The 20,350-nt window shown below is 73.4% G+C and carries 25 protein-coding genes, 1 tRNA gene and 1 other RNA gene; 14 read left to right on the top strand and 13 right to left on the bottom strand.

What is annotated here, in order from left to right:
* Nucleotides 1-38 precede the first annotated feature (38 nt).
* Nucleotides 39-133, bottom strand: an RNA gene (gene ffs / locus AC0665_RS16605) — signal recognition particle sRNA small type.
* Between the two features lie 73 nt (nucleotides 134-206).
* On the opposite strand from ffs, the gene AC0665_RS16600 reads away from it, so the two are divergent.
* Nucleotides 207-294 (top strand) — tRNA-Ser (locus tag AC0665_RS16600).
* Between the two features lie 190 nt (nucleotides 295-484).
* On the opposite strand, the gene AC0665_RS16595 is transcribed toward AC0665_RS16600, so the two are convergent.
* Nucleotides 485-1,087: a hypothetical protein gene (locus AC0665_RS16595; protein WP_468407803.1), complete on the bottom strand. Its 603-nt coding sequence runs from the start codon at nucleotides 1,085-1,087 to the stop codon at nucleotides 485-487.
* Nucleotides 1,088-1,244: 157 nt separating this feature from the next.
* Between AC0665_RS16595 and AC0665_RS16590 the strand changes: the two genes are divergently transcribed.
* The gene (locus AC0665_RS16590; protein WP_478602885.1) at nucleotides 1,245-1,784 is read left to right on the top strand and encodes an ArsR/SmtB family transcription factor; all 540 of its coding nucleotides are present in this window, start codon (nucleotides 1,245-1,247) and stop codon (nucleotides 1,782-1,784) included.
* A 17-nt stretch (nucleotides 1,785-1,801) separates the two neighbouring features.
* Nucleotides 1,802-3,082 (top strand): MFS transporter, encoded by a 1,281-nt coding sequence (locus AC0665_RS16585; RefSeq protein WP_478705229.1) that lies wholly within the window; start codon nucleotides 1,802-1,804, stop codon nucleotides 3,080-3,082.
* 43 nt (nucleotides 3,083-3,125) lie between these two features.
* On the opposite strand, the gene AC0665_RS16580 is transcribed toward AC0665_RS16585, so the two are convergent.
* The 3 genes from AC0665_RS16580 to AC0665_RS16570 form a co-directional block, all read right to left on the bottom strand.
* Nucleotides 3,126-3,527, bottom strand: a complete 402-nt coding sequence (locus AC0665_RS16580) for an amphi-Trp domain-containing protein (protein ID WP_478602889.1) — start codon at nucleotides 3,525-3,527, stop codon at nucleotides 3,126-3,128.
* Nucleotides 3,528-3,592: 65 nt separating this feature from the next.
* Nucleotides 3,593-3,817, bottom strand: coding sequence for a hypothetical protein (locus AC0665_RS16575; protein ID WP_366049369.1), 225 nt, complete (start codon nucleotides 3,815-3,817; stop codon nucleotides 3,593-3,595).
* Nucleotides 3,818-3,861: 44 nt separating this feature from the next.
* Nucleotides 3,862-4,095: a hypothetical protein gene (locus AC0665_RS16570; RefSeq protein WP_468407811.1), complete on the bottom strand. Its 234-nt coding sequence runs from the start codon at nucleotides 4,093-4,095 to the stop codon at nucleotides 3,862-3,864.
* A gap of 122 nt (nucleotides 4,096-4,217) precedes the next feature.
* On the opposite strand from AC0665_RS16570, the gene AC0665_RS16565 reads away from it, so the two are divergent.
* Together AC0665_RS16565 and AC0665_RS16560 are read left to right on the top strand one after the other, a co-directional pair.
* The gene (locus AC0665_RS16565) at nucleotides 4,218-4,439 is read left to right on the top strand and encodes a hypothetical protein (protein WP_363121266.1); all 222 of its coding nucleotides are present in this window, start codon (nucleotides 4,218-4,220) and stop codon (nucleotides 4,437-4,439) included.
* Nucleotides 4,440-4,530: 91 nt separating this feature from the next.
* Nucleotides 4,531-4,698 (top strand): hypothetical protein, encoded by a 168-nt coding sequence (locus AC0665_RS16560; RefSeq protein WP_468407813.1) that lies wholly within the window; start codon nucleotides 4,531-4,533, stop codon nucleotides 4,696-4,698.
* Nucleotides 4,699-4,710: 12 nt separating this feature from the next.
* Here AC0665_RS16560 and AC0665_RS16555 read toward each other — a convergent pair whose 3' ends face one another.
* From AC0665_RS16555 to AC0665_RS16545, 3 genes are read right to left on the bottom strand one after another with little or no spacing between them, the layout of a single operon-like run.
* Nucleotides 4,711-5,196 carry an MSMEG_6728 family protein gene (locus tag AC0665_RS16555; RefSeq protein ID WP_363121267.1) on the bottom strand — a complete coding sequence of 162 codons (486 nt, stop codon included), beginning with the start codon at nucleotides 5,194-5,196 and terminating at the stop codon, nucleotides 4,711-4,713.
* Nucleotides 5,197-5,213: 17 nt separating this feature from the next.
* Nucleotides 5,214-5,666, bottom strand: coding sequence for a DUF4383 domain-containing protein (locus tag AC0665_RS16550; protein WP_468407815.1), 453 nt, complete (start codon nucleotides 5,664-5,666; stop codon nucleotides 5,214-5,216).
* 13 nt (nucleotides 5,667-5,679) lie between these two features.
* Nucleotides 5,680-8,157, bottom strand: coding sequence for a SpoIIE family protein phosphatase (locus AC0665_RS16545; protein ID WP_478705228.1), 2,478 nt, complete (start codon nucleotides 8,155-8,157; stop codon nucleotides 5,680-5,682).
* 147 nt (nucleotides 8,158-8,304) lie between these two features.
* On the opposite strand from AC0665_RS16545, the gene AC0665_RS16540 reads away from it, so the two are divergent.
* Nucleotides 8,305-9,270 carry a DUF72 domain-containing protein gene (locus AC0665_RS16540; RefSeq protein WP_478705227.1) on the top strand — a complete coding sequence of 322 codons (966 nt, stop codon included), beginning with the start codon at nucleotides 8,305-8,307 and terminating at the stop codon, nucleotides 9,268-9,270.
* On the opposite strand, the gene AC0665_RS16535 is transcribed toward AC0665_RS16540, so the two are convergent.
* From AC0665_RS16535 to AC0665_RS16520, 4 genes are all read right to left on the bottom strand, one after another.
* The gene (locus tag AC0665_RS16535) at nucleotides 9,170-11,053 is read right to left on the bottom strand and encodes a copper resistance CopC/CopD family protein (protein ID WP_478705257.1); all 1,884 of its coding nucleotides are present in this window, start codon (nucleotides 11,051-11,053) and stop codon (nucleotides 9,170-9,172) included. The two genes, AC0665_RS16540 and AC0665_RS16535, sit on opposite strands and share 101 nt — an antisense overlap.
* A 122-nt stretch (nucleotides 11,054-11,175) precedes the next feature.
* Nucleotides 11,176-11,649 (bottom strand): cupin domain-containing protein, encoded by a 474-nt coding sequence (locus tag AC0665_RS16530; RefSeq protein WP_478705226.1) that lies wholly within the window; start codon nucleotides 11,647-11,649, stop codon nucleotides 11,176-11,178.
* Nucleotides 11,639-12,253, bottom strand: coding sequence for a GNAT family N-acetyltransferase (locus AC0665_RS16525; protein ID WP_478705225.1), 615 nt, complete (start codon nucleotides 12,251-12,253; stop codon nucleotides 11,639-11,641). Before AC0665_RS16525 ends, AC0665_RS16530 begins: the two co-directional genes overlap by 11 nt.
* Entirely contained in the window at nucleotides 12,246-14,333 is a 2,088-nt protein-coding gene (locus AC0665_RS16520; protein ID WP_478705224.1) for a penicillin acylase family protein, read from the bottom strand. The genes AC0665_RS16525 and AC0665_RS16520 overlap by 8 nt, the downstream gene beginning before the upstream one ends.
* An 83-nt stretch (nucleotides 14,334-14,416) precedes the next feature.
* Between AC0665_RS16520 and AC0665_RS16515 the strand changes: the two genes are divergently transcribed.
* The 6 genes from AC0665_RS16515 to AC0665_RS16490 all read left to right on the top strand — a co-directional run bounded on the left by AC0665_RS16515 (nucleotide 14,417) and on the right by AC0665_RS16490 (nucleotide 18,498).
* Nucleotides 14,417-15,139 carry a siderophore-interacting protein gene (locus tag AC0665_RS16515; RefSeq protein WP_478705223.1) on the top strand — a complete coding sequence of 241 codons (723 nt, stop codon included), beginning with the start codon at nucleotides 14,417-14,419 and terminating at the stop codon, nucleotides 15,137-15,139.
* Between the two features lie 59 nt (nucleotides 15,140-15,198).
* Nucleotides 15,199-15,792 carry an HhH-GPD-type base excision DNA repair protein gene (locus AC0665_RS16510; RefSeq protein ID WP_366049360.1) on the top strand — a complete coding sequence of 198 codons (594 nt, stop codon included), beginning with the start codon at nucleotides 15,199-15,201 and terminating at the stop codon, nucleotides 15,790-15,792.
* An 822-nt stretch (nucleotides 15,793-16,614) separates the two neighbouring features.
* Nucleotides 16,615-16,953: a hypothetical protein gene (locus AC0665_RS16505; protein WP_478602904.1), complete on the top strand. Its 339-nt coding sequence runs from the start codon at nucleotides 16,615-16,617 to the stop codon at nucleotides 16,951-16,953.
* Between the two features lie 73 nt (nucleotides 16,954-17,026).
* Nucleotides 17,027-17,167 (top strand): hypothetical protein, encoded by a 141-nt coding sequence (locus AC0665_RS16500; protein WP_468407832.1) that lies wholly within the window; start codon nucleotides 17,027-17,029, stop codon nucleotides 17,165-17,167.
* Between the two features lie 293 nt (nucleotides 17,168-17,460).
* The gene (locus tag AC0665_RS16495; RefSeq protein WP_003999914.1) at nucleotides 17,461-17,757 is read left to right on the top strand and encodes a type II toxin-antitoxin system VapB family antitoxin; all 297 of its coding nucleotides are present in this window, start codon (nucleotides 17,461-17,463) and stop codon (nucleotides 17,755-17,757) included.
* A 123-nt stretch (nucleotides 17,758-17,880) separates the two neighbouring features.
* Nucleotides 17,881-18,498 (top strand): LytR C-terminal domain-containing protein, encoded by a 618-nt coding sequence (locus tag AC0665_RS16490; RefSeq protein ID WP_468635127.1) that lies wholly within the window; start codon nucleotides 17,881-17,883, stop codon nucleotides 18,496-18,498.
* A 22-nt stretch (nucleotides 18,499-18,520) separates the two neighbouring features.
* On the opposite strand, the gene upp is transcribed toward AC0665_RS16490, so the two are convergent.
* On the bottom strand, nucleotides 18,521-19,156 hold the full coding sequence (gene upp / locus AC0665_RS16485) for a uracil phosphoribosyltransferase (RefSeq protein ID WP_363121278.1): 636 nt from the start codon (nucleotides 19,154-19,156) through the stop codon (nucleotides 18,521-18,523).
* A 129-nt stretch (nucleotides 19,157-19,285) separates the two neighbouring features.
* Here upp and AC0665_RS16480 point away from each other — a divergent pair, with 129 nt between their 5' ends.
* On the top strand, nucleotides 19,286-19,519 hold the full coding sequence (locus AC0665_RS16480) for a hypothetical protein (protein WP_363121279.1): 234 nt from the start codon (nucleotides 19,286-19,288) through the stop codon (nucleotides 19,517-19,519).
* Between the two features lie 276 nt (nucleotides 19,520-19,795).
* Nucleotides 19,796-20,341 (top strand): tRNA adenosine deaminase-associated protein, encoded by a 546-nt coding sequence (locus AC0665_RS16475; RefSeq protein WP_478603649.1) that lies wholly within the window; start codon nucleotides 19,796-19,798, stop codon nucleotides 20,339-20,341.
* Nucleotides 20,342-20,350 lie beyond the last annotated feature (9 nt).

Below are 20,350 nucleotides of genomic sequence, written 5' to 3'. Positions count from 1 at the left end.
CGACAACGGGCTCCGGCGGCGGGATCCGGCCCGGGAACGCAGACGCCCCCCACGCACCCGCCAGAGCCGACCTACCCTTGCTGCCTTCCGGCCCTGGGGGAGTTCAGTCAGATAGCGCCGCGTGAGGGGCTGCGCCAAGGCTACCTGATGTCGGGGGCGGGGAACGAGTTCGCGAGCACCCTTCTCGGTCATGTAATGTTCCGAGCGGAGGATTCGCCTAGAGGCCTAGGGCGCACGCTTGGAAAGCGTGTTGGGGGCAACCCCTCACGAGTTCGAATCTCGTATCCTCCGCCAGTGCCTCACCGGGCACGATGTCGAAGGGCCCCACCGTTCGCGGTGGGGCCCTTCGGCGTAACCATGATCGAGTCGATCACGACATCCGGGACGCCGAGGATCAGAAGCACGGTCGACGTATCCCCAGTGGAGCCCGAGCACCTCTCCTTGCCGCAGGCCGCGCGCCAGGGCGACGACGAACAGTTCAGAGTCAGAGAAGGTCCCGCCAGAAGGGGGCCGTCGCTCGCGGGTTCCAGCTGTCGTCGACCTCGCCCCGCGCCTCGTCGAACTCCTGGTGCATATAGTCGGCCAGGTCCAGGCCGTAATAGACGATGTCGGTCTGCCACATCGAGAGCACCGGATGCCCGAAGCTTCCCCGGCCGGCAGGCAGGTATCGGTGGGCATACACGGGCACCATCACCGGCGCCTCTGCCAGATGACGCCGCGCCGTATCCAGTGCCGCCGTTCCGTCGGCCGGCCGCTCGCCCCAACCGTCGTACCAGAACGCGTTGCGCTCAACGTCGAGGAGGACACCCTCGACCGGCCAGTCGAGCTGTCGGCGCAAGCTGTCCAGATCGCCGCCGCGCCACTCCGGCCAGGGCCTGGACCAGGTCTGCCCGTCCTCGGGAGGGACGTTGATCGGGAGCCCGGCCGCAAGGAATGCTCGGTGATCGTCCGCGAACTCGAAGCCGTACTCGCGCTCGATGCGCGTGAACTCGGCCTCCGTCAGCCCCGCCTCGAACTCATAGAGGCCCGTCTGTGCCAGGCGATGTGCGGCCTCCGCACCCAGGCGTACTCCCTCATTGCTGATCACCGCCGCACGCTAGCGCCGAGCGCATCCAACCGTCACCCGAGTTATGCGCGGGCTCCGTTTCCGTTTCCGTCTCATTCAGCCCCGCCGGACAGCGGATGTCGGACACCGCAACGAAAACCCCTTGCCCAATGGTCAAGAAACGTTGACCATTGCTCGCATGCCTACCGAGGATCTCCCCGAGACGTTTCACGTCACCACGGACGAGCAGCTGCGCGCCGTCTCCAGTCTCACGCGCCACCGGATCATGGCCGTGCTCCGCTTCGAGCCCGCGACGATCACGCAGATCGCCGAGCGGGTGGGCCTCGCGAAGGGGAGTTCCAGCTATCACGTGCGGCTGCTGGAGCGGGCCGGCCTGGTGAAGGTGGTGCGGACGCGGAAGGTGCGGGGTGTCACCGAGCGGTACTACGCGATGGCCGCACGGTCGATCGCGCTGCCGGATCCGGGCGAGGGAGGGCCGGATGTGCTGATGCGGCATGCGGTGGCGGACCTGGAGGCTTCTCCGGCGGATGGCGAGCGGCACGTACGGATGGCTCATCTGCGGCTCACCGACGAGCAGTTCGCGGAGCTGGGGGCCCGGCTGGAGGCACTGGCGGACGAGTACCGGGCGCTGTCCGATCCGTCGCTGCCGGACGCGTCGCTCGTCTTCGCACTGTTCCACCCGGCACCGCGCGCGCAGACCGAGGGAGGTACCAAGTGACCTCAGGAGCTGGGAAGTTGCCGACCGGGTTCGGACGGTTGTGGACCGCGCAGACGGTGTCCTCCCTCGGTGACGGGGTGTCCCATGCCGCGTTGCCGCTGCTCGCGTTGACGTTGACGCGGGATCCGATGGCGCTCGCCGTCGTCACGGCCGCCGGGACGCTGCCGTGGCTGCTGTTCGGGGTGCTCGGCGGTGCGCTGGTGGACCGCTGGGACCGTCGGCGCACGATGTGGGTCATGGACGCGGCGCGTGCGGCGCTGCTCGCGTTACCGGCGGCGGCGGCCTTGCTCGACGGCCTGAGCATTCCGCTGCTCGCGGCCGTCGCCTTCCTGCTCGGCCTCGGCGGGCTCTTCTTCGACACGGCCGCCACGGCCTATCTGCCGGATCTGCTCGGCCGCGACCCCGCGCTCCTGGAACGCGCCAACTCGCGCTTGCGCGGCGCCCAGACCGCCATGTCCGGCTTCGCGGGGCCGCCCGCGGGCAGTGCGCTGCTCGCGCTCGGGCGGGCGGTTCCGCTGCTCGCCGACGCGGTGTCGTTCCTGCTCTCCGCACTGCTCGTGCGTACGCTGCCCGCCCTGCCCCGGCCCGTGCCGGAGGTCCGCGAGTCGCTGCTCCGGCAGGCGCGGGCCGGGGCCTCGTACGTGTTCCGGGACCGGTTGCTGCTCGGGCTCGCGCTCCGCCCGGCGGTCGGGAACGTCGCCTTCCTCGCCGTGGAGACCGTCCTGGCCCTCTTCGCGCACGACCGCCTCGGCATCGACACCTACGGCTTCGGACTGCTCCTCACGGCGGAGGCCACCGGCGGTCTGCTGGGTGCGGGCATCGCCTCCTGCCTCGGCCGACGGCTCGGCACCGGCACCGCGCTGACCTGTACGGCCGCCGTCGAAGGGCTTGCCATCCTGGGTTTGGCCGCTGCCCCGAACCCGTACGCGGCCGGGCTGGCGCTCGCCGTCTGCGGGGCCGGCATGGGCGCCACGATGGTGCTCGGGCCCTCTCTCCGGCAGGCGATCGTCCCGGCCCGCCTCATGGGCCGCGTCGCCTCCACCTCCCGCATGCTGGCCATGTGCGCCGCCCCCGTCGGAGCCTTCCTCGGCGGCTGGCTGGCCACCGCGTACGACATCCGCACCCCGTTGTACGCCGCCGCCGTCCTCCTCTTGGCGATGACGGCCATTACGGCGTCCATGACCAGCAACCGCCGGGTCGAAGCGGCGCTGCGTGCCGTCGCCCCTGACCACCCGGCATTCAAGGAGTCCAAGGAATCGAAGGAAACTACCCGCGCGAGCGCACCCGAGGTGTTGTGACGCCTGCCGCGTGAGCGGTCCGGCCCTCTGGTGCCTCTCGCGCTCACGGCCTTTTCGCAGCGGAGCGTTTCGCGCTGCGGCCGCGGCCCGTGGGCGCGGGTGCCGCTGCGGTCTTCCGCTTGGGTGCGGTCTTCCGCTTGGGCTTTTCCCCGTCCCCTCCCGTGTCCCCTCCGCCGGTTCCCGCGCCGGACCCGGTTCGCGCGGAGGCACCGCCGGACCGGGCGGTGGGCCACGTCAGCTCGATCTCCAGCTCCATCTCCCCGTCACCGATCTCGATCTCCATCTCGCTGTGGAGGTCGTCGGGGATCCGCAGGCCCAGCGTGCCGGGACCGAGGTCCAGCTCCGCGTCCCCGCCCTTTCTCAGTGCGTCCGCGAGGGCCGTGAGCTGGTCGGCGGCCTCCTGGCGTGACAGCGAGCGCTTCTGCTCGAACTTGAGGTCCTTCATGGGGCCCTCCGCTATGACACAGAAGAGTGGATAAACACATTTTGGACCGATACGCGGACGCGCGGTCAGTCGCCCGTCTCCGGGCCCCAGTGTTCGGGCCCCACGCCGCGCCAGTCGATCCACGGCACCGCCGCCACGTCCGCCGGGTCGATCTCCAGGCCGGCGCGGCGGAGGAACTCCGCGACGTCGGTCACGTTGTGCGCGAGCCCGAGGATCTCGCCGTCCACGCGGACGCGCCGGCCGCCCGAGGGCGACGGCGGGTGCACGATCACGCGAATCGATCCGGCCATGCCCTCAGGATCATCCGGTATGTACGGCTCCGCAGTTCGGCCCGTCATCCGTGGCGCCGCTCGTCGGCGTCCCGGGCCGCTCTTCCCAGCTCACGCAGCTCCCACCAGGCCGCAGGGGCCGGCCGTCGCCGCTGCCAGCAGGGGTGGAAGAAGGTCTGGGCCGACAGCCGGTACAGGCGTCGGCGCAGCTCGGTGCGGCCGGGCCGCTCGGCGAGCCGGCGGTAGGTGACCGTCCACTCCCGCTGCGCCCGGACGAGGTCGTCGGGAAACGTTCGCATGGCCAAATTCAAGCATGTGTTCGATTTTTTGGGCCAGCGCGGGCTCTCCGTCGGTCTCGGTTCGGGCACCGTACGCCGACAGCCGCAGCGCAACCGGCCCGAGTAGGCGCATACTGAAGGCAATGACTAAGCCTGCTGCTCCCAAGCGTCATTTGCCCACCAGCCCCTTCAAGGCGCCGGTCGCCCCCGCTCCCAAGCACTTCGCCGTGGGTGACCAGGTCACCCACGACATGTACGGGCTCGGCCGGGTCATCGGCATGGAGGATGGAATCGCGGCGCTCGTCGACTTCGGTCCGGCGCAGATGCGGATCCTGAGCCCCTACGCCAAGATGACCAAGCTGTAGGACCTTCGTGCCCGGTCAGGGCACGCCTGGCCCTCCCGGGCCAGTAACGGAAAAGAGACCTCTCATCGAACCGACTTCGCTGTTCTCCGCCGTGGAAGGGCAACCTCGCCATTCCGGCACGTCGTCACCGACCCCGGCGACCAACCCCTTCCAGGCCCCGGACTTCGGGGAGGACGAGTCCTTCCCGTTCGAGGACGTGGACGTGACGGAGCAGCCCTCCACCAACCGACGTCCGGCCACCCGCCGCAGGGCGGCCTAGCCCCGCGGTCCGTCAGTTCACGGAAGGCCGCTCACCCGTCCGGTCCGAGGCGGGCCAGACGTAGGGCAGGTCGTCCGGGACATCCGGGAACAGGTCCGCGTAGGTGTCGGGGTCCTTGCGGACCAGGGCCGAGCGGTGGCTCTCGTGGAACGAGTCGTCGCCGAGCCAGGGCGGGAGTTCGCCCTCGGCGGCCAGCCGCTCCTGATCGCGGATCGGGGCGTGCGGGCGTGTCGCCGCGAGGTCGGCGACCAGGGTGGCCGCACAGGTGTCCTGGTGACCCTGCTCCCGCCAGACCCGGCAGATCTCCAGGCCGTAGCGCACCAGCGCCTCCTCGTAGCCCAGCCACATCTTCACGGCCGGGTGGCGGCGCCACCCGTACCCGGGGACGACCAGGCCGCGCAGCACCTGGAGTGCCTCGACCCGCTGTTTGCCGAGCCGGCGACGGTCCAGGGCCAGGGCCGTGGCGCGGAAGTCGGGGTAGGGCAGGAAGGTCTGCATGCCGTCGTAGGTCTTCCTCACCGTGCGTCGGCGTGCGTGCGGCGCCGGCCGAGGGCGAGGGCCAGGCCGATCATGGCGAGGCCCAGGACGAAGTGCAGCCAGTCGTCCGCGGTGTTCAGCGGGACGAAGTTGGCGTCGCTGTCGTGGCCGACGGACAGGCCGTACACCCACAGCACCAGGTAGACGGCACCGCCGACCAGCAGGTACGAGTACGCCCGCGCCGCGGTGCCGGCGAGGGCCAGACCCGCGAGGCCGTAGGCCAGGTGCACCAGGTTGTGCAGGATCGACACCTGGAACAGGCCCAGCAGTTCCGCGCCCGAGTCGTGGGAGGCGAACTCCATCGAGTCGTAGTCGGTGGTGATGCCGGGGATGAAGCCCAGCACGCCGACCAGCAGGAAGACGAGGCCGACCAGCAGGGCGGCCCGCTGGACGGGGGCGCGGACGGCCCGGTGGGACGTGGGTGTGGTCATGGCCGGTGGCTCCTCACGGAAGGGACAGGGACTGTTCCGCCCAGATGGTCTTGCCGGTGGCGCCCTGGCGGGTGCCCCAGCGCTCGGTCAGCTGGGCGACGAGGAGCAGGCCGCGGCCGCCCTCGTCGTAGGTGCGGGCGCGCCGCAGGTGGGGAGCGGTGTTGCCGCCGTCGGAGACCTCGCAGATCAGGGTCGTGTCGTGGATCAGGCGCAGCTGGACCGGCGGCTCCGCGTGCCGGATGGCGTTGGTGACGAGCTCGCTGACCACCAGTTCCGTGACGAACACGGCGTCGGAAAGGCCCCAGCGCTCCAGTTGCGCCACCACGTCCTTGCGGGTCTGGGCGACCGCGGACGGGTCGGCCGGCACCGTCCAGGTGGCGACCTGGTCGGCGTCGAGCGCGCGGGTCCGGGCGAGGAGCAGGGCCACGTCGTCGGCCGGGCGCCGCGGCAGCAGGTCGGTGAGGACCGCGTCGCACAGCGCGTCCAGCGACCCGGCCGGGCGGGCCAGGGCCTCGCGCAGCCGGTGGACGCCGGTGTCGGGATCCCGGTCGGGCGTCTCGATCAGGCCGTTGGTGTAGAGCGCGAGCAGGCTGCCCTCGGGGAGGACGACCTCGGTGGCCTCGTACGGCAGTCCGCCCACGCCGAGCGGGGGCGCGGCCGGGATTCCGACGAGGTCGACGGCTCCCTCGGGGCTCACGACGACCGGGACCGGATGCCCGGCGCCGGCCAGGCAGCAGCGCCGCGTCACGGGGTCGTAGACGGCGTACAGGCAGGTGGCACCGAGATCGCCCGGCGTCCGGCCGGAGTCCGCCCCGCCGTGCTCGCCGTGCTGCTCCTCGGTGTTCAGGCGGGCGACCAGGTCGTCGAGGCGGGTCAGCAGCTCGTCGCACGGCAGGTCGATGTCGGCCAGCGTTCGGACCGCCGTGCGCAGTCGCCCCATGGCCGCCGAGGCGTGCAGCCCGTGGCCGACCACGTCGCCGACAACCAGGGCCACCCGCGCGCCGGACAGGGGGATGACGTCGAACCAGTCCCCGCCGACACCGGCGTGCCCGCCGGCCGGGAGGTAGCGGGAGGCGACCTCGACCGCCGCCTGCCGGGGCAGCCGTTGCGGCAGCAGACTGCGCTGGAGCGTGACGGCGGTGGCCCGCTCGCGGGTGTAGCGGCGGGCGTTGTCGATGCTGACGGCGGCCCGGGCGGCCAGTTCCCCGGCCAGGACCACGTCGTCGTGGTGGAAGGTCTCCTGGTTGCGGTGCCGGACGAAGAAGGCGACGCCCAGGGTGGCGCCGCGGGCGGTCAGCGGCACGGTCAGCACGCAGTGGATGCCGAACGCCCTGGCCCGGGCGGCGCGGACCGGGTCGCGGGCGAGCCAGGCGCGGAACGCCGGGTCGCTCACCTCGTGCAGGACGGGCCGTCCGGTGCGCAGGCTCTCGTGGTGCGGCGAACCCGGCGGGTAGGAGTCCACCGCGCCGGCCGCCACCGCCGACTCCGGGGCACCCGGGGTCACCGACCGCAGGGCGGCCCGGCACAGCGGCAGCGGCCCCTCGTCCGCAACCGCACGGGCGGGCGGCTCGGGCACGTCGTCCAGCCCGGCCAGCAGATCCACGCCGACGAAGTCGGCCAGGGCGGGGACGGTCACGTCCGCCAGCTCCTGGGCCGTGCGCGTCACGTCGAGCGTGCCGCCGATGCGCCGGCCGGCGTCGGCGATCAGCTGGAGGCGCTTGCGGGCCCGGTACTGCTCCGTCATGTCGTGCGCCGAGAGGCAGACGCCCCGAATGGTGCCCTCGGGGTCGCGCAGGGCGGACATGAAGACCGACCAGGCGTGCTCGTGGGCCTCGCCCGGGGCGCGCAGGTAGTTCTCCACGTACTCCGGCTCGCCGGTCCGCAGGACCCGGGCCATGCTGCGCTCCGCCCGCAGACCGGCGTCGTCGTCGACGATCTCGGACACGCGCAGGCCCCGCATCTCCTCCTCGGTGAGCGCCATGGAGCGCTCCATGTCGGTGTTGGCCCGGCGCAGCCGGAGCCGGGTGTCGTAGATCGCCTGGGCGCAGCACGGGGACTGGGCGAAGCTCCAGCTCACGAGGGACTCGTCGAGGCCGGACGCCGTCTGCCGGCCGGTCAGGGGGGAGACGATGAGCCACGCCGGGGCGTCGGCGCCCGGCGGCCTGTGGTGGGCGAGGATCCCCACCGTGAGCTTCCGGCCGTCCCGGTGCCTCAGCGCGACGTCGCCGTTCCAGCGCGGCAGCCCGGCGAGCGTGGGCAGACCGCCCCGCACCGGGATCGGCTCGGCCAGCAGATCCGCCGCGCGGCGGCCGGTCACCTCGGCGGCCGGATACCCGAGGAGCCGCTCGGCGCCCGCGTTCCAGCCGGTCACCAGGCCGCGCTCGTCGAGAGCGACCCGGGCCGTGAGAGCCGCGCCGACGAGGGCGTCGAGGGCTTCAGGTCCTTCCCCGGACGACCGGGTGGCCCGGCCGACGGTGACGGGCTGCTCCATGATCGGTCATCTCACTCTCGGTGGCATCAGTCGTGACACCGGACATGCACAGTTATGACCTGATTACCCCGATTGTCACGTGTCTCACCGTGCCGTCCGGCCGAGAAGCGGAGCCTGCCGCCGCCCGGCCCGGGTAACCGCTCCCCCATGGGTGAGATCCGCGTGGGCACGTGTTCCTGGACCGACCGGGCCCTGGTCGGCAGTGGCTGGTATCCCGTGGGGCGGCGGGACGCCGAGGGGCGGTTACGGCACTACGCCGAGCGGTTCCCGGTCGTCGAGGTCGACGCCTCGTACTACGCGCTGCCCAGTGAGCGGAACAGCCGGCTCTGGGCCGAGCGGACACCGGACGGGTTCGTGTTCGACGTGAAGGCCTTCTCGCTGCTCACCGGGCATCCCACCCGCCAGGCGGTGATGCCGCACGGGGTGCCCGCCGAGCACCGGGACCCGGCGGTGCTGGACGCGGTGTGGGACCGGTTCACGGCCGGGATCGAGCCGCTGCGGGAGGCCGGGCGGCTCGGGAGCGTGCTGTTCCAGTTCCCGCCCTGGTTCCGGCCGGGGCCGCGGGCGGAGGCCTTCCTCGGGGAGTGCGCCGAGCGGGCCGAGGGCTGGCCGCTCGCCGTGGAGTTCCGGCACCCGTCCTGGTGGGAGCCGGGCCGGGGCGAGGCGACGCAGGCCCTGCTGACCCGGTACGGCATGGCCGCGGTCGCCGTCGACATGACGCAGACCCTGCCCTCCTCCGTCCCGCCCGTCACCCCGGTGACCTCGCCCCGGCTGTCCGTCGTCCGGTTCCACGGCCGCAGCACCGCCTGGGGGACCGGCAGCAAGGAGGACCGCTTCCGGTACGCCTACGACGAGGACGAACTCGCCGAGTGGGTGCCGCGCGTGCGCCGGCTGGCCGAGCGGACCGAGCAGGTCCATGTGCTGTTCAACAACTGCTGCGGCGACGCCGCCGTCCGCGCCGCCGAGGCCATGGCACGGCTCCTCGACGACGCCCCGGCGGCGGCGCGGCTGCCTAGGGCGCGATCCGCACCCGGCGCTCCACCGACACCTGGTCCACGTCCGACACCCGCACGGTCGTCTTCATCGTCCAGTTCCCGGCGAGCGGCAGGTTGACGGAGTTGGTGCCCCAGTAGCCGCCCCGGTCGGCGAGTTCGGCGTCGATCGGGCCGACCTTGCGGGAGGGCAGGGTGAAGGTGACGCGGACCTCGGGGACGACGACCAGCCCGGTGTCGGCGCCGGAGACGACGGCCTGGACGGCGTTCTCGCCGACGCGGGCGGGGTCCAGGGTGACCTGCACCGTGCCGCGTCCGCTCACCGATCCGGTGCCCGTGTCGAAGGGCACGGTCACCAGGGTCGTGGGGGGCAGCGCGCCCGCCGGGGCCCGCCCCGCGGCCTCGGCCTGGGCACGGCCGGGCAGGGTGCCGGTGAGCACCGTCGTGATCATCAGCACCACGGCGGCGACGACGACCTCGACGAGGACGGAGCGGCGCAGACGGCGGCGCCGGTCGTCGTGCCCGTCGTGCCGGTCCTTCCGGTCGTCGTCGTGCCCGTCCTTCGGGTCGTCGTCCCGGTGGTCCCGGTCGTCGCCCCGGGCGGCGTCGGACGCGGGGGGCCTGTCCGGCAGTGCGCCGGGATTCTTCGCGGGCCCCGGCTCCTCGGTCTTCCCCTGCCCGGCCGGTGCGCCGACGGGTTGCGGGACCCGGGCCGGAACCGCTGCCCGGACAGCCGTCGCCGGTGCGGCGAGCCGCTCCGTCCAGCGCCGCGAGTACCCGGCGACCAGCAACAGCACGGCGACCCCGGCCAGTTTGGCGAGCAGCAGCCGGCCGTACGACGTGCCGGTCAGCGCGGACAGGGAGCCGAGGCCGCGCCAGGACTGGTAGACGCCCGTGACGGCCAGGACGGTCACCGAGGCGAAGGCGATCCGCGAGAAGCGGGGCACGACCTCCACCAGGTCGTCGCCCGGGGAGCGGCGCAGGGTCAGCAGCAGCGCCACCAGGCCGCCGAACCAGACGCCGGTGGCCAGCAGGTGCAGGACGGACGACGTCATCGCCAGCGGCACCTGGATCCCGGCGGAGGCGTGCTCGGCCGCCGCCCAGGTCAGGGCCAGGGCGACGGCCAGTGCGGTGCCCGCCGCCAAGGCCACGGGCCGCCTCCCGGGCTCACGGCGCCGGGACAGCCGCGGCAGGAAGGCGGCGATCGGCAGCAGGACGACCAGGCGGGCGAGCAGCGCCTCGCCCGGGCGGCCGGTCAGCGTGCGGCCGAGGGCGGAGGCGTCGAAGGCGGCGGCCGGGCCGGTGCCCGTCTCGTAGGGGGCGCGCAGCAGGAGCAGGACGACCGTCGAGCCCAGCAGCGTCCACCAGGCCGTCACCAGCGGCCGGCGCAGCGGGGCGGTGTGCGCGGGCCGGCACAGCAGCAGGAACGCCGTCGTGCCGACGAGCAGGGCGGCGGCGAGGTAGGCGAGGTAGCGGGCGGCGTCGTGCAGGCCGCGGGTGAGCGGATCCTCGGCCGGGCCCGTGTCGACGAGGGCCGTGGTGGCGGACGGCTTCCCCACGGAGAAGCTGAAGGCGCCTGAGACCGGGTGGCTGTCGGCGGAGACGACCCGCCAGGCCACCGTGTAGGTGCCCTGCGCGAGCCTGCGGGGCAGGCCGACCCGGGCCGTGTCGGAGCGGCCGTCGGCGTGTGTGGCCTCGCCGGTGTGGACCCGGCGCTGGTCCGGGCCGAACACCCGGAAGGAGTCGTCGAGCAGGCCTACGGACTCGGTGAAGGTCAGGGTGACGTGGCGGGGAGCCTGCCGGACGACGGAGCCGTCGTCCGGGTCGGTGCCGCGCAGGGCGGCGTGGGCCGAGGCGGGGCCTGCTCCGGCGAGGAGCAGGACCAGCACGGTGCCGAGCAGCACCAGCGCCTGGAACCGCCGGGGGCGTCCGGCATCGCGATCCTCGTCGGGCCGTTGGTCCACGTGGGTCTCCGGGGTCGGGCTGTACGGCTACCAGAGGAGTACGGGCGGGGCCGCCGCAATGCTCACCCGGCGCACAGCCGCGCGATCTCGTCGGCCGCTTCCGGGTGGCGGGCCGTCAGCTCGGCGGCGTCCCCGTGCTCATAGCCGTCGAACGTGAAGCCGGGCGCCATCGTGCAGCCGAACAGCGTCCACCGCCCGTCCCCCCGCACCCTCCCGCCCATCCACGTGCCCGCCGGGACCGTGAACTGGACGTGCTGGCCGCCCAGGACGTCCGGTCCGAGGACCACCGTCCGGGCGCCGCCGTCGGGGGCGAGCAGGAGGAGCTCCAGGGGATCGCCCAGGTAGAAGTGCCAGATCTCGTCCGTCGGCAGGCGGTGCAGGGCGGAGAAGTCGTCGGCCGTCAGCAGCGCGACGATCGCCGTGCCCTCCGGCCTGCCGTCGGGGCGTCCGGGTCCGGCCCAGGTCTGGCGGAACAGGCCGCCCTCGCGCGGGATCGGCTCCAGGCCGTAGTGGGCGATGAGGTCCTCAGGCGTCACCCGGGAACAGTATCTCCCGGTCCAGGAAGGCGAGCTGGGCCTTCTTCTCCGGCAGGTACACGTCCGGCAGGTCGATCTCCGGCAGGACCACGACCGGCCCGGGGGTGAAGCCCATCCGCAGGAAGCGGGCGATCGCCTTCTCGTTGCGCACGTCCGGGTCGACCACCACCCGACGCCGGTCCAGGCCGAACAGCACGTACGCGGCGACGACCCGCACCAGCCGGGCCGTCCAGCCGCGCTGCCCGCCGCCCGGGCCGGCGGGGGCGAGGAGCAGGTGGACGCCGATGTCGCCGGGGCGGACGGGGTAGCACTCGCTGACCCGGTCGGCGTCCGGCTCGTAGGTCTGCAGGAGCGCGACCGGCTCGCCGTCCCGGACGACGAGGTAAGCGTGGTGGGTGTCGAGCGTGGCCATGTGGGCGTAGACATCGGCGACCTGTTGCCGGGTCAGCCCGGTCATGCCCCAGAAGGCGGCCCGTTCCTCGGCGACCCAGCGGTGGATCACGGCGGCATCGGCGGCGGGGTCCAGCGGCAGCACGCGGACGGTGCCGAAGCCGTCGATCGGCTGCTCGTGGACGGCGGTGCGGGAGGCGTACGGGTCAGACATCGGTTTCCTTCTCCAGCCGGGTCCAGTCGGTGACGACCGGGACGAGGTCTCCCGCGAGCCACAGGGGGAGCTGGTCGCGGTGGTGGGGTGAGCCGGGGACGCCCGAGGCGCCGAAGGGGACCACCCACCGGCTGTCCTCACGCCGGGCCAGGTCCCAGACGTACCGGGCGGCCGGGCCCCTCGCGGCGCGGTCGGTGAGGCCCGGCACGCCCGAGGTGCACAGCACGCAGTCGTGGTCGCCGGACAGCCCCGGCTCGTCGTAGGGCTGCTCCGCCTCGAGCGCCCGCCAGGGGGCGAGCCGGTGGGTGTCGCCCCAGGCCCCGGCCGGGGGGTGCTCCGCGACCTCCTCGATCGCCGCGCGGACGGCGGCCGGACGGTCGATCCCGTACAGGTCCCCGGCCCGCAGCAGGTGTTCGAGGGCGAAGGCGACCCGCGGGAGGAGGGCCAGCCAGGGCTGGAAGATGTCGGGGTACGCCGGGGGCGCGCAGAGCGCGGCGAACGCCGGGTGCGCCGCGAGCCGCCGTACGACCGCCGCGCGCACGGCCGCGTAGAGGGCCGCGTCGGTGCTGCCCGCGTCCATACGGCGGTCCCAGCCGAGGAGCCGGTCCCGGAGGGCGACGGCCCCGGGGGTGAGGCCGTCGAGGGCGGCGAGGTGGTCCAGGAGTGGGGACGCGGAGGCCAGGTGGGTGTCCGTGTGGATCGCGGGCATGTCGGCGGCGGACCAGCGCTCCTCGCGCGCGAGCAGGGCGGCGATGCGGTCGGCGCGGTGGGGCGGGGCGAACTCGACGCCGAGGGGCCCGGACGGCCCGCGCTGGTTGGCCATGACGGCGACGCCGTCGGTGAGCCCGGCGCGCGGTGCCGCGTGCCAGCCGCGCCACTCGTGGCCGGGCTCCCAGGCGGGCACCGTCCGAAGGGAGTTGGCCGCGGCGCGACGCGGCACCCGCCCGGCCACGCGGTGCAGGACCGCACCCTCGGTGTCGGCGGCCTGGACGACGTTGACCGGCTCGGCCCAGCGGTCGAAGGCCCGGTCCACGTCGGCGACCCGGCGGGCCCGCAGCAGCGGCAGCAGAGCGCCGAAGCCCAGGTCGCCGGTGACGCGGGGCGGGTAGCGCAGGCTCATCGCCACGGGCGCGCCGGAGGGGTCGGCCGGGTCACCGTCCAGCCCGTCGGGCCCGCCGATGATCACCGGCCCCCGGGCGGTCTCGATCACCTCGACCTCGACCGCCTCCTCGCCGGCCACCTCGACGGTCTCGACATGCCGGGCCGCCCGCCGCCAGACCCCGTCCGGGTCGAGGGCCTCCACCCCGGCGCCGGTGCGCCGCAGCCGCTCCCGGTAGAGGTCCTGGTAGTCGGCCATGGCGTTGGTGATGGCCCAGGCGACCGTGCCGGTGTGTCCGAAGTGGGCGATGCCGGGGACGCCGGGGACGGCCAGCCCCACGACGTCGAACTCCGGGCAGGACAGGTGGATCTGCTGGTAGACGCCCGGGTCCTCGATCCAGCGGTGGGGGTCACCGGCGATGACCGCGTGCCCGGTGACGGTCCGCTCGCCGGCGACCAGCCAGCCGTTGCTGCCGGAGGTGCCGGGGCCGTCGGTGGCGAAGAGGCCGATGGCGTCCGCGCCCAGGTGGGTGGCGACCTGCTCGCGCCAGAGCTTGGCCGGGAACCCGGCGAAGAGGATGTGCGTGGCCAGCCAGACGCCGAGCGGCGTCCAGGGCTCCCAGCGGCCCGGGGTGAGACCGGTGCGGGCGAATTCCGGCGCGGTGCCGCCGGCGAGTCCCTCGTTCACCCCGTCGACGTACGCGCGCACCCACCGCGCCGTCTCGGGGTCCTGTCTCTCCAGATCCGCGAAGCAGCGCCTCGCGGTGTCGTCGAGCCGGGCCCGTCTCGCGAACCGGTCCCAGGCCAGGGCGCCGTCGCCAAGGAAGGCCGCCGAGGTGCCCTGCGCCCGGTGCCGCTCGACCTCCAGCTGCCAGGCGCGGTCCCGGGCGGTGACGAGGCCCTGCGCACGGGCGAGTCCGGCCGCGCTGCCCGCGCGCAGATGCGGGATGCCCCAGGCGTCACGGTAGATCTCGGTGGCCACGCTGCGCCCCCTCTTTCCTTTAGGTTAGCCTTGCCTAAGTCACAGTCTGTGGCCGGAATCGTACGCGAAGGGGCGAAAAGGCGATGGGGCAGGGGCGGGGTTGGGAGGGCGCGGTCCTCAAGCTGATGCGCGCCAAGGACTTCGAGTTCACGGTGACGGACGTCGAGGACGTCACGCCGGACTACCGGCGGCTGCGCTTCACCGACGGCGGTCTGCTGGCCGCGACCGGGGTGCACCCCACCATGTGGGTCCGGCTGTGGTTCGACAACGCCGGCAAGCCGCACCAGCGGGCCTACACCCTGGTCGACCCGGACCCGGTGGCCGGCACCTTCGCCCTGGAGTTCGCCCTGCACGAGGGGTGCGCCAGCGACTGGGCCAGGGCGGCGAAGCCGGGCGACACCATCGAGGCGACCGTCCAGGGCACCGGCTTCGAGCACCCGAGCCCCGCGCCCTCGCACGTCTTCGCCGTCGGCGACCCGGCCTCGCTCCCGGCGATCAACTCCCTCCTGGAAGCCCTGGATTCCGCCCCGGCCACCATCTGGTTCGAGGGCGGCGACGACGACCTGCCGTACCGCACGGATCCGGCCCGGCACGAGCTGCGCAGGGTGCCGCGCCAGGACGCGGGCGCCCACCTGGCCGACCGGGTGAAGGCGGACCTGCCCGCCCTGCTCCGGGCCACCCCCGACCCGTACGTCTGGATCGCCTGCGACACGGCGACGACCCGGACGCTCGCGGCGTACGTCCGCAAGGAACTGGGCCTGCCCAAGCAGCGGGTGCACGCGCTCGGCTACTGGCGGGCGAGCTAGGCACCGGGCGAGGGGCGGCTCCGGACGCGGCGGGGCCCGCACCGGGGGATGATCGGGGCATGGACGTCACCCTGCACCTCGCCCAGGACCCCGAGGCCGACGCGCTGCTCGGCCGCAGCCCGCTCGCCGCGCTGGTCGGCATGCTGCTGGACCAGCAGGTGCCGATGGAGTGGGCGTTCAAGGGCCCGGCGACGATCGCCCAGCGGCTCGGCGGCGACGACCTGGACGCCCACGAGATCGCCGCGCACGAGCCGGAGGCCTTCGCCGCCCTGCTGTCGCGGAAACCGGCCGTGCACCGCTACCCCGGCTCCATGGCCAAGCGGATCCAGCAGCTGTGCCAGTACCTCGTCGAGCACTACGACGGTGACGCCGAGGCCGTCTGGAAGGACGTCGGCACCGGCAAGGAGCTGCTGAAGCGGCTCGCGGAACTGCCGGGCTTCGGCAAGCAGAAGGCCCAGATCTTCCTCGCCCTGCTCGGCAAGCAGCTCGGCGTGCGCCCGACGGGCTGGCGGGAGGCGGCGGGCTCCTACGGCGAGCCGGACTCCTTCCGTTCGGTCGCCGACATCACCGGCCCGGAGTCGCTGGTGAAGGTACGGGCTCACAAGCAGGAGATGAAGGCAGCGGCGAAGGCAGCCAAGGCCTCCGGCTCATAGGGCCGTCTCTTGGGCCCGGGTCGGGCTTGTGGGGCTGTGCCTCTGGCCCGAGTCGGGCTCATAGGGCCGCCTCTCTGGCCCGGGCCGGGCTCGTGGGACCCGCCCTCCACCTGGCCCAGTCGGGCTCGTGGGCCGTCTCTCTGGCCGGAGTCGGGCTCGTAGGGCCCGCCCTCCGCCTGGCCCGGGTCGGGTGACCAGCCGACCCATCGGGCCCGCCCCCCGCCTGGCCTGGGTCGGGCACGTGGGGCCGTCTCTCCGGCCCGGGTCGGGCTCATAGGGCCCCTCTGACCCGAGTCGGGCTCGTAGGACCCGCCCTCCACCTGGCCCGGCCGGGTGACCAACCGACCCATCGGGCCCGTCCCCCACCTGGCCCGCCCAGGCGACGAACCGGCCCATGAGGCCCGTCCCCCAGTTGGCGCGCCCGGGTGAAGACCCAGGCTCATAGGACCCGTCCTCCACCTGGCCCGCCCAGGTGGCGACCCCCTCCGGCCCGGTCCGAGCATGAACCATGGCCGAGCCACCGAGCGGCTCCCCCGGGGGCCGGGACCACCAGACCGGGCCCACCCGCACGCCCCGGAGCCCCCGGCCTGGAAGAGCCCAGCCCGGCAGAGCCCGGCCCCGGACGGCCCCCCACGCCCTGACCCGCGCGAAGGGCGACACCAGACGCCATCCGGCTCCCTGCCTCCCCCGCCCCCGGAGAGCCACCGCCCGTCACCGACGGGCCCCTCGCGGCCGCGCGTCACGGAGCCCGGCGTGGGCCGAGCGGGCGGTTCTGGCCGTCGGCCGGATGAACGGCCCCGGCACGGCGGGGAGTGACCACCCGTGATCCCCGCACCGCAGCCGGTTCCCCGCCGCCCGCGCCGGAACACCTGGCTGCGGGTGCTCGTCCTGCTGCTGGTCCTGCTCGTGCCGGGCACCCACGCCGAGGCTCAGGCGGGGCCGCCGGCCCTCCTCTCCGGGGAGAACACCACCGTCGAGTGCGACGTGCCGGACACCGCCCCGCGCCCACCGGCCAGGAGCTCCCGCCGCACCCACGTCCCGCTGAGCCCGGACCCGCTCCGGGAACCGGGGCCCGCGTACACCGCACAGCACGCCGCACCCGTACCGGAGAACCCGCCGCACGACCCTCGCCCCCCGCGTTCCGAAGTCCTGCGCTGCTGACAGGACCGGCCGCCCACCGGCCCGTCCGTCCCGCACGGAACCAGAACGACGAGGAACGACGAGGTACCCAGCCATGCTCCAAGACCCGTACGCGGTCCTGCGCGCCCTCCTGCGCGCCGAGGCCACCCGCAACGCCCCCAAGCCCCACCCCCGGCCGGACACGCCGAAGCCGCAGCGGCCGCCGAAGGAACAGGGCGGGCAGGACCGCGGTTGAATCACGCGTTCGGCGGAGGCGCACCCGCGCCTCCGCCGTCCTTGGGACTCCGGATGCCCCTTCGGGGACCGGGTCCCGTAGGAGGCCCCGACCCCTTTCGAGCGAATCAGGCGCACGGCCCGCGTGATCGGCTCCGGCAGCGCCTCGCAGGCGGGCGGGCCGACGGCACGGTCTCACCGTCCACCTGGTTCACGCCTCTGTTCCGGGTTCGTACCGCCTTGTGGGGGTTTTTTCGGCGCCGCACCTCGGCGCCATGGCTGCGCCCGGAAGGTCTTGACCGGTAGGCTTTCCGTGTGATCTTCAAGCGCATCGGAAACGGCCGGCCGTACCCCGACCACGGCCGGGAAAGCACCCGGCAGTGGGCGGACGTCGCGCCGCGCCCGGTCCGCCTCGATCAGCTCGTGACGACCAAGGGTCAGCTCGATCTGGAAACGCTGCTCGCCGAGGACTCCACGTTCTACGGCGACCTCTTCGCGCACGTCGTGAAGTGGCAGGGCGACCTGTACCTGGAGGACGGTCTGCACCGCGCGGTGCGGGCGGCGCTCCAGCAGCGCCAGGTGTTGCACGCGCGCGTGCTCGAGCTCGACTGATCCCCCCGCCCGCCGCGGGTTGGCCCTTTCGGGTTCCGCTGGGCGACGTCGAATGATCATCTAGTAGGCATCGTCGCCCAGGCGCACTACGCTGCGTTCATGAGCATGCTGACTCCCCCCGGCATGGGCGGCAAATACCGCATCACGGGCAACAAGTACCCCAAGATGCGAAGGCCCCGGCGGCGCGGCAGGCTCGTCGTCCTGACCGTCGCGTCCGTCACCGTCCTCGGTGTGGGCGGGTGGGGCACGTGGCAGCTCATCGACGTCTTCACCGGCGGCGGCGAGAAGGCTTCGGCGGCCGGTTCCGGCACGGGCTGCGGCGTCACCACCAAGGCGAGCGCCTCGCCCAGCGCCAAGCCCCTGCCCGAGCCGCGCACCATCACCGTCAACGTTCTCAACGCCACCACGCGCGGCGGTCTGGCGAAGAAGACCGCCGACGAACTCAAGAAGCGCGGCTTCAAGATCGGCGACGTGGGCAACGCGCCCCGGCAGTACGACAAGAAGGTCAAGGGCACCGGGCTGCTGCTCGGCCCCGCCGCGGCCCTCGACACCACACTGCCCGTGCTCGGCACCCAGCTCCCGGGCGCCGAACGACGTGCCGAGGCGGCCCGCAAGGGCGCCGCCGTCGACCTCGTCATCGGGGACGGCTTCAAGGAGCTGGCGAAACAGCGCGACGCCGACCGGGCGCTGACCGAGCTGGCCACGCCCGAGCCGGCGCCGACGACGAAGAAGGGCTGCTAGGGCCTGTCGCGGCCCTCGGGTGCTACTCGGCCGACCCGTACATCCGGTCCCCCGCGTCCCCGAGGCCCGGCACGATGTAGCCGTGCTCGTTCAGCCGCTCGTCGACCGAGGCGGTCACGACCGTCACCGGCGTGCCCGCCAGCTCGCGCTCCATGATCTCGACACCCTCGGGGGCCGCCAGCAGCACCACGGCGGTGACGTCGTCGGCGCCGCGCCGGATCAGCTCCCGGATCGCCGCGACCAGCGTCCCGCCGGTGGCGAGCATCGGGTCGAGCACATAGACCTGACGCCCCGACAGGTCCTCCGGCATACGCGTCGCGTACGTGGAGGCCTCCAGCGTCTCCTCGTTGCGGATCATGCCGAGGAAGCCCACCTCGGCGGTCGGCAGCAGCCGGACCATGCCGTCCAGCATGCCGAGCCCGGCCCGCAGGATCGGCACCACCAGCGGCCGCGGGTGCGAGAGCTTGACGCCCGTGGTCCGCGCGACCGGCGTCTGGATGTCGACCTGTTCGGTGCGCACATCACGCGTGGCCTCGTAGGCGAGCAGGGTGACCAGCTCGTCGGCGAGACGGCGGAAGGTCGCGGAGTCGGTGCGCTGGTCGCGCAGCGTGGTGAGCTTGTGAGCGACCAGAGGGTGGTCGACGACGTGGAGACGCATGTCGACAACACTAACCGGGCGGGTTTCCGCGGCCGCACGGCCGGCCCGCCGGACGGCCGTCGCACGACCCTGGCGTCAAACCGCCCGTCCGGGGAAAGTGGGAAGGACGGACTGGGGGTGGTGAACCTGATGCCCGACCGGAAATTCCGAGACGATCTGTCGCCGCGCACACGCCCGGGGACCAGCGTGGAGCCCGACCACGCGGACGGGACCGAGGAGTCCGACGCCGAGCGCCGCCGGCGTCGCGCCCGGTTCCTGCGCGATCTGGCCGAGGCCCGGGAGCTGCGCGACCGCGTCCAGCCGCGCCGCGCCAAGACGGCCCGGTTGCGCCACGCGATGCGCATGCGCACGTTCCGCTGGTAGGGAACGGCTGTGGAAACCTCCGGCAAAGATCACGAACCGCGCGGAGATTGTCGCGGGTGACCGTGCGTGCGGCGGGGTAAACCCGCGTACGATCCGCAGGTGGCGGCAACGAGCGTGCGAGCAGAAGTGCCGGACACAGGGAACCGAAGACGTCCCCTGAACGCCTTGTTTCTGCCACGATTCCGAGTGGGTGGGGCTCGGACGAGCACTCCCCGCCCGTAACCTCCGCCGGGGGGACCCCCAACCGGCACACCTATGACCAGTGGGAGAGTCACGGTGTACTTCGCCGCACTGCTCGCGCGCACCGAAGACGGGTGGGAAGCGAGCGACACAGAGCTCGACGATGTGGAAACCCTGTCGGATCTGGCCGACCTGGCCCGTGAAGCCTCCCCCGACGAGGACACGGTGCTCGTGCTCATCGAGCAGGAGGACGCCTGGTTCGGCGTGGTCCGTGTGGACGGCGAGGAAGACCCTCGCATCTACGTCTCGGACGCCGCAGCCGCTGCCCGCAGCAGCTACGGCGAGATCCTGCTCACCGACGAGCTGCTCGGCCGGGACCCGGGTGACGACGACGCCGTCCTCGCCGCCCTCGACCTCGACGGCAGCGAGGACGGTGACGCCGACGACGAGGAGGACGATGCCGACGACACCGCCGGGCCCGCCGCCTCCGCCGAGTCCGTGCCGCACGGCCCGGTCGGCGACGCCCTGATCCTGGACGACCTCGGCGTGAGCGAGAAGGAACTGCGCCTGATGTCGACGGACGCCGTCACCGAGATCGCCGAGTCCCTGGGCGCCTCCGAGACCCTGGAGACCGTCCGCTGACCGCTCAGG

The organism is Streptomyces sp. NPDC043685, assembly GCF_056436585.1.
This window is presented reverse-complemented; position numbering and strand designations above follow the sequence as displayed.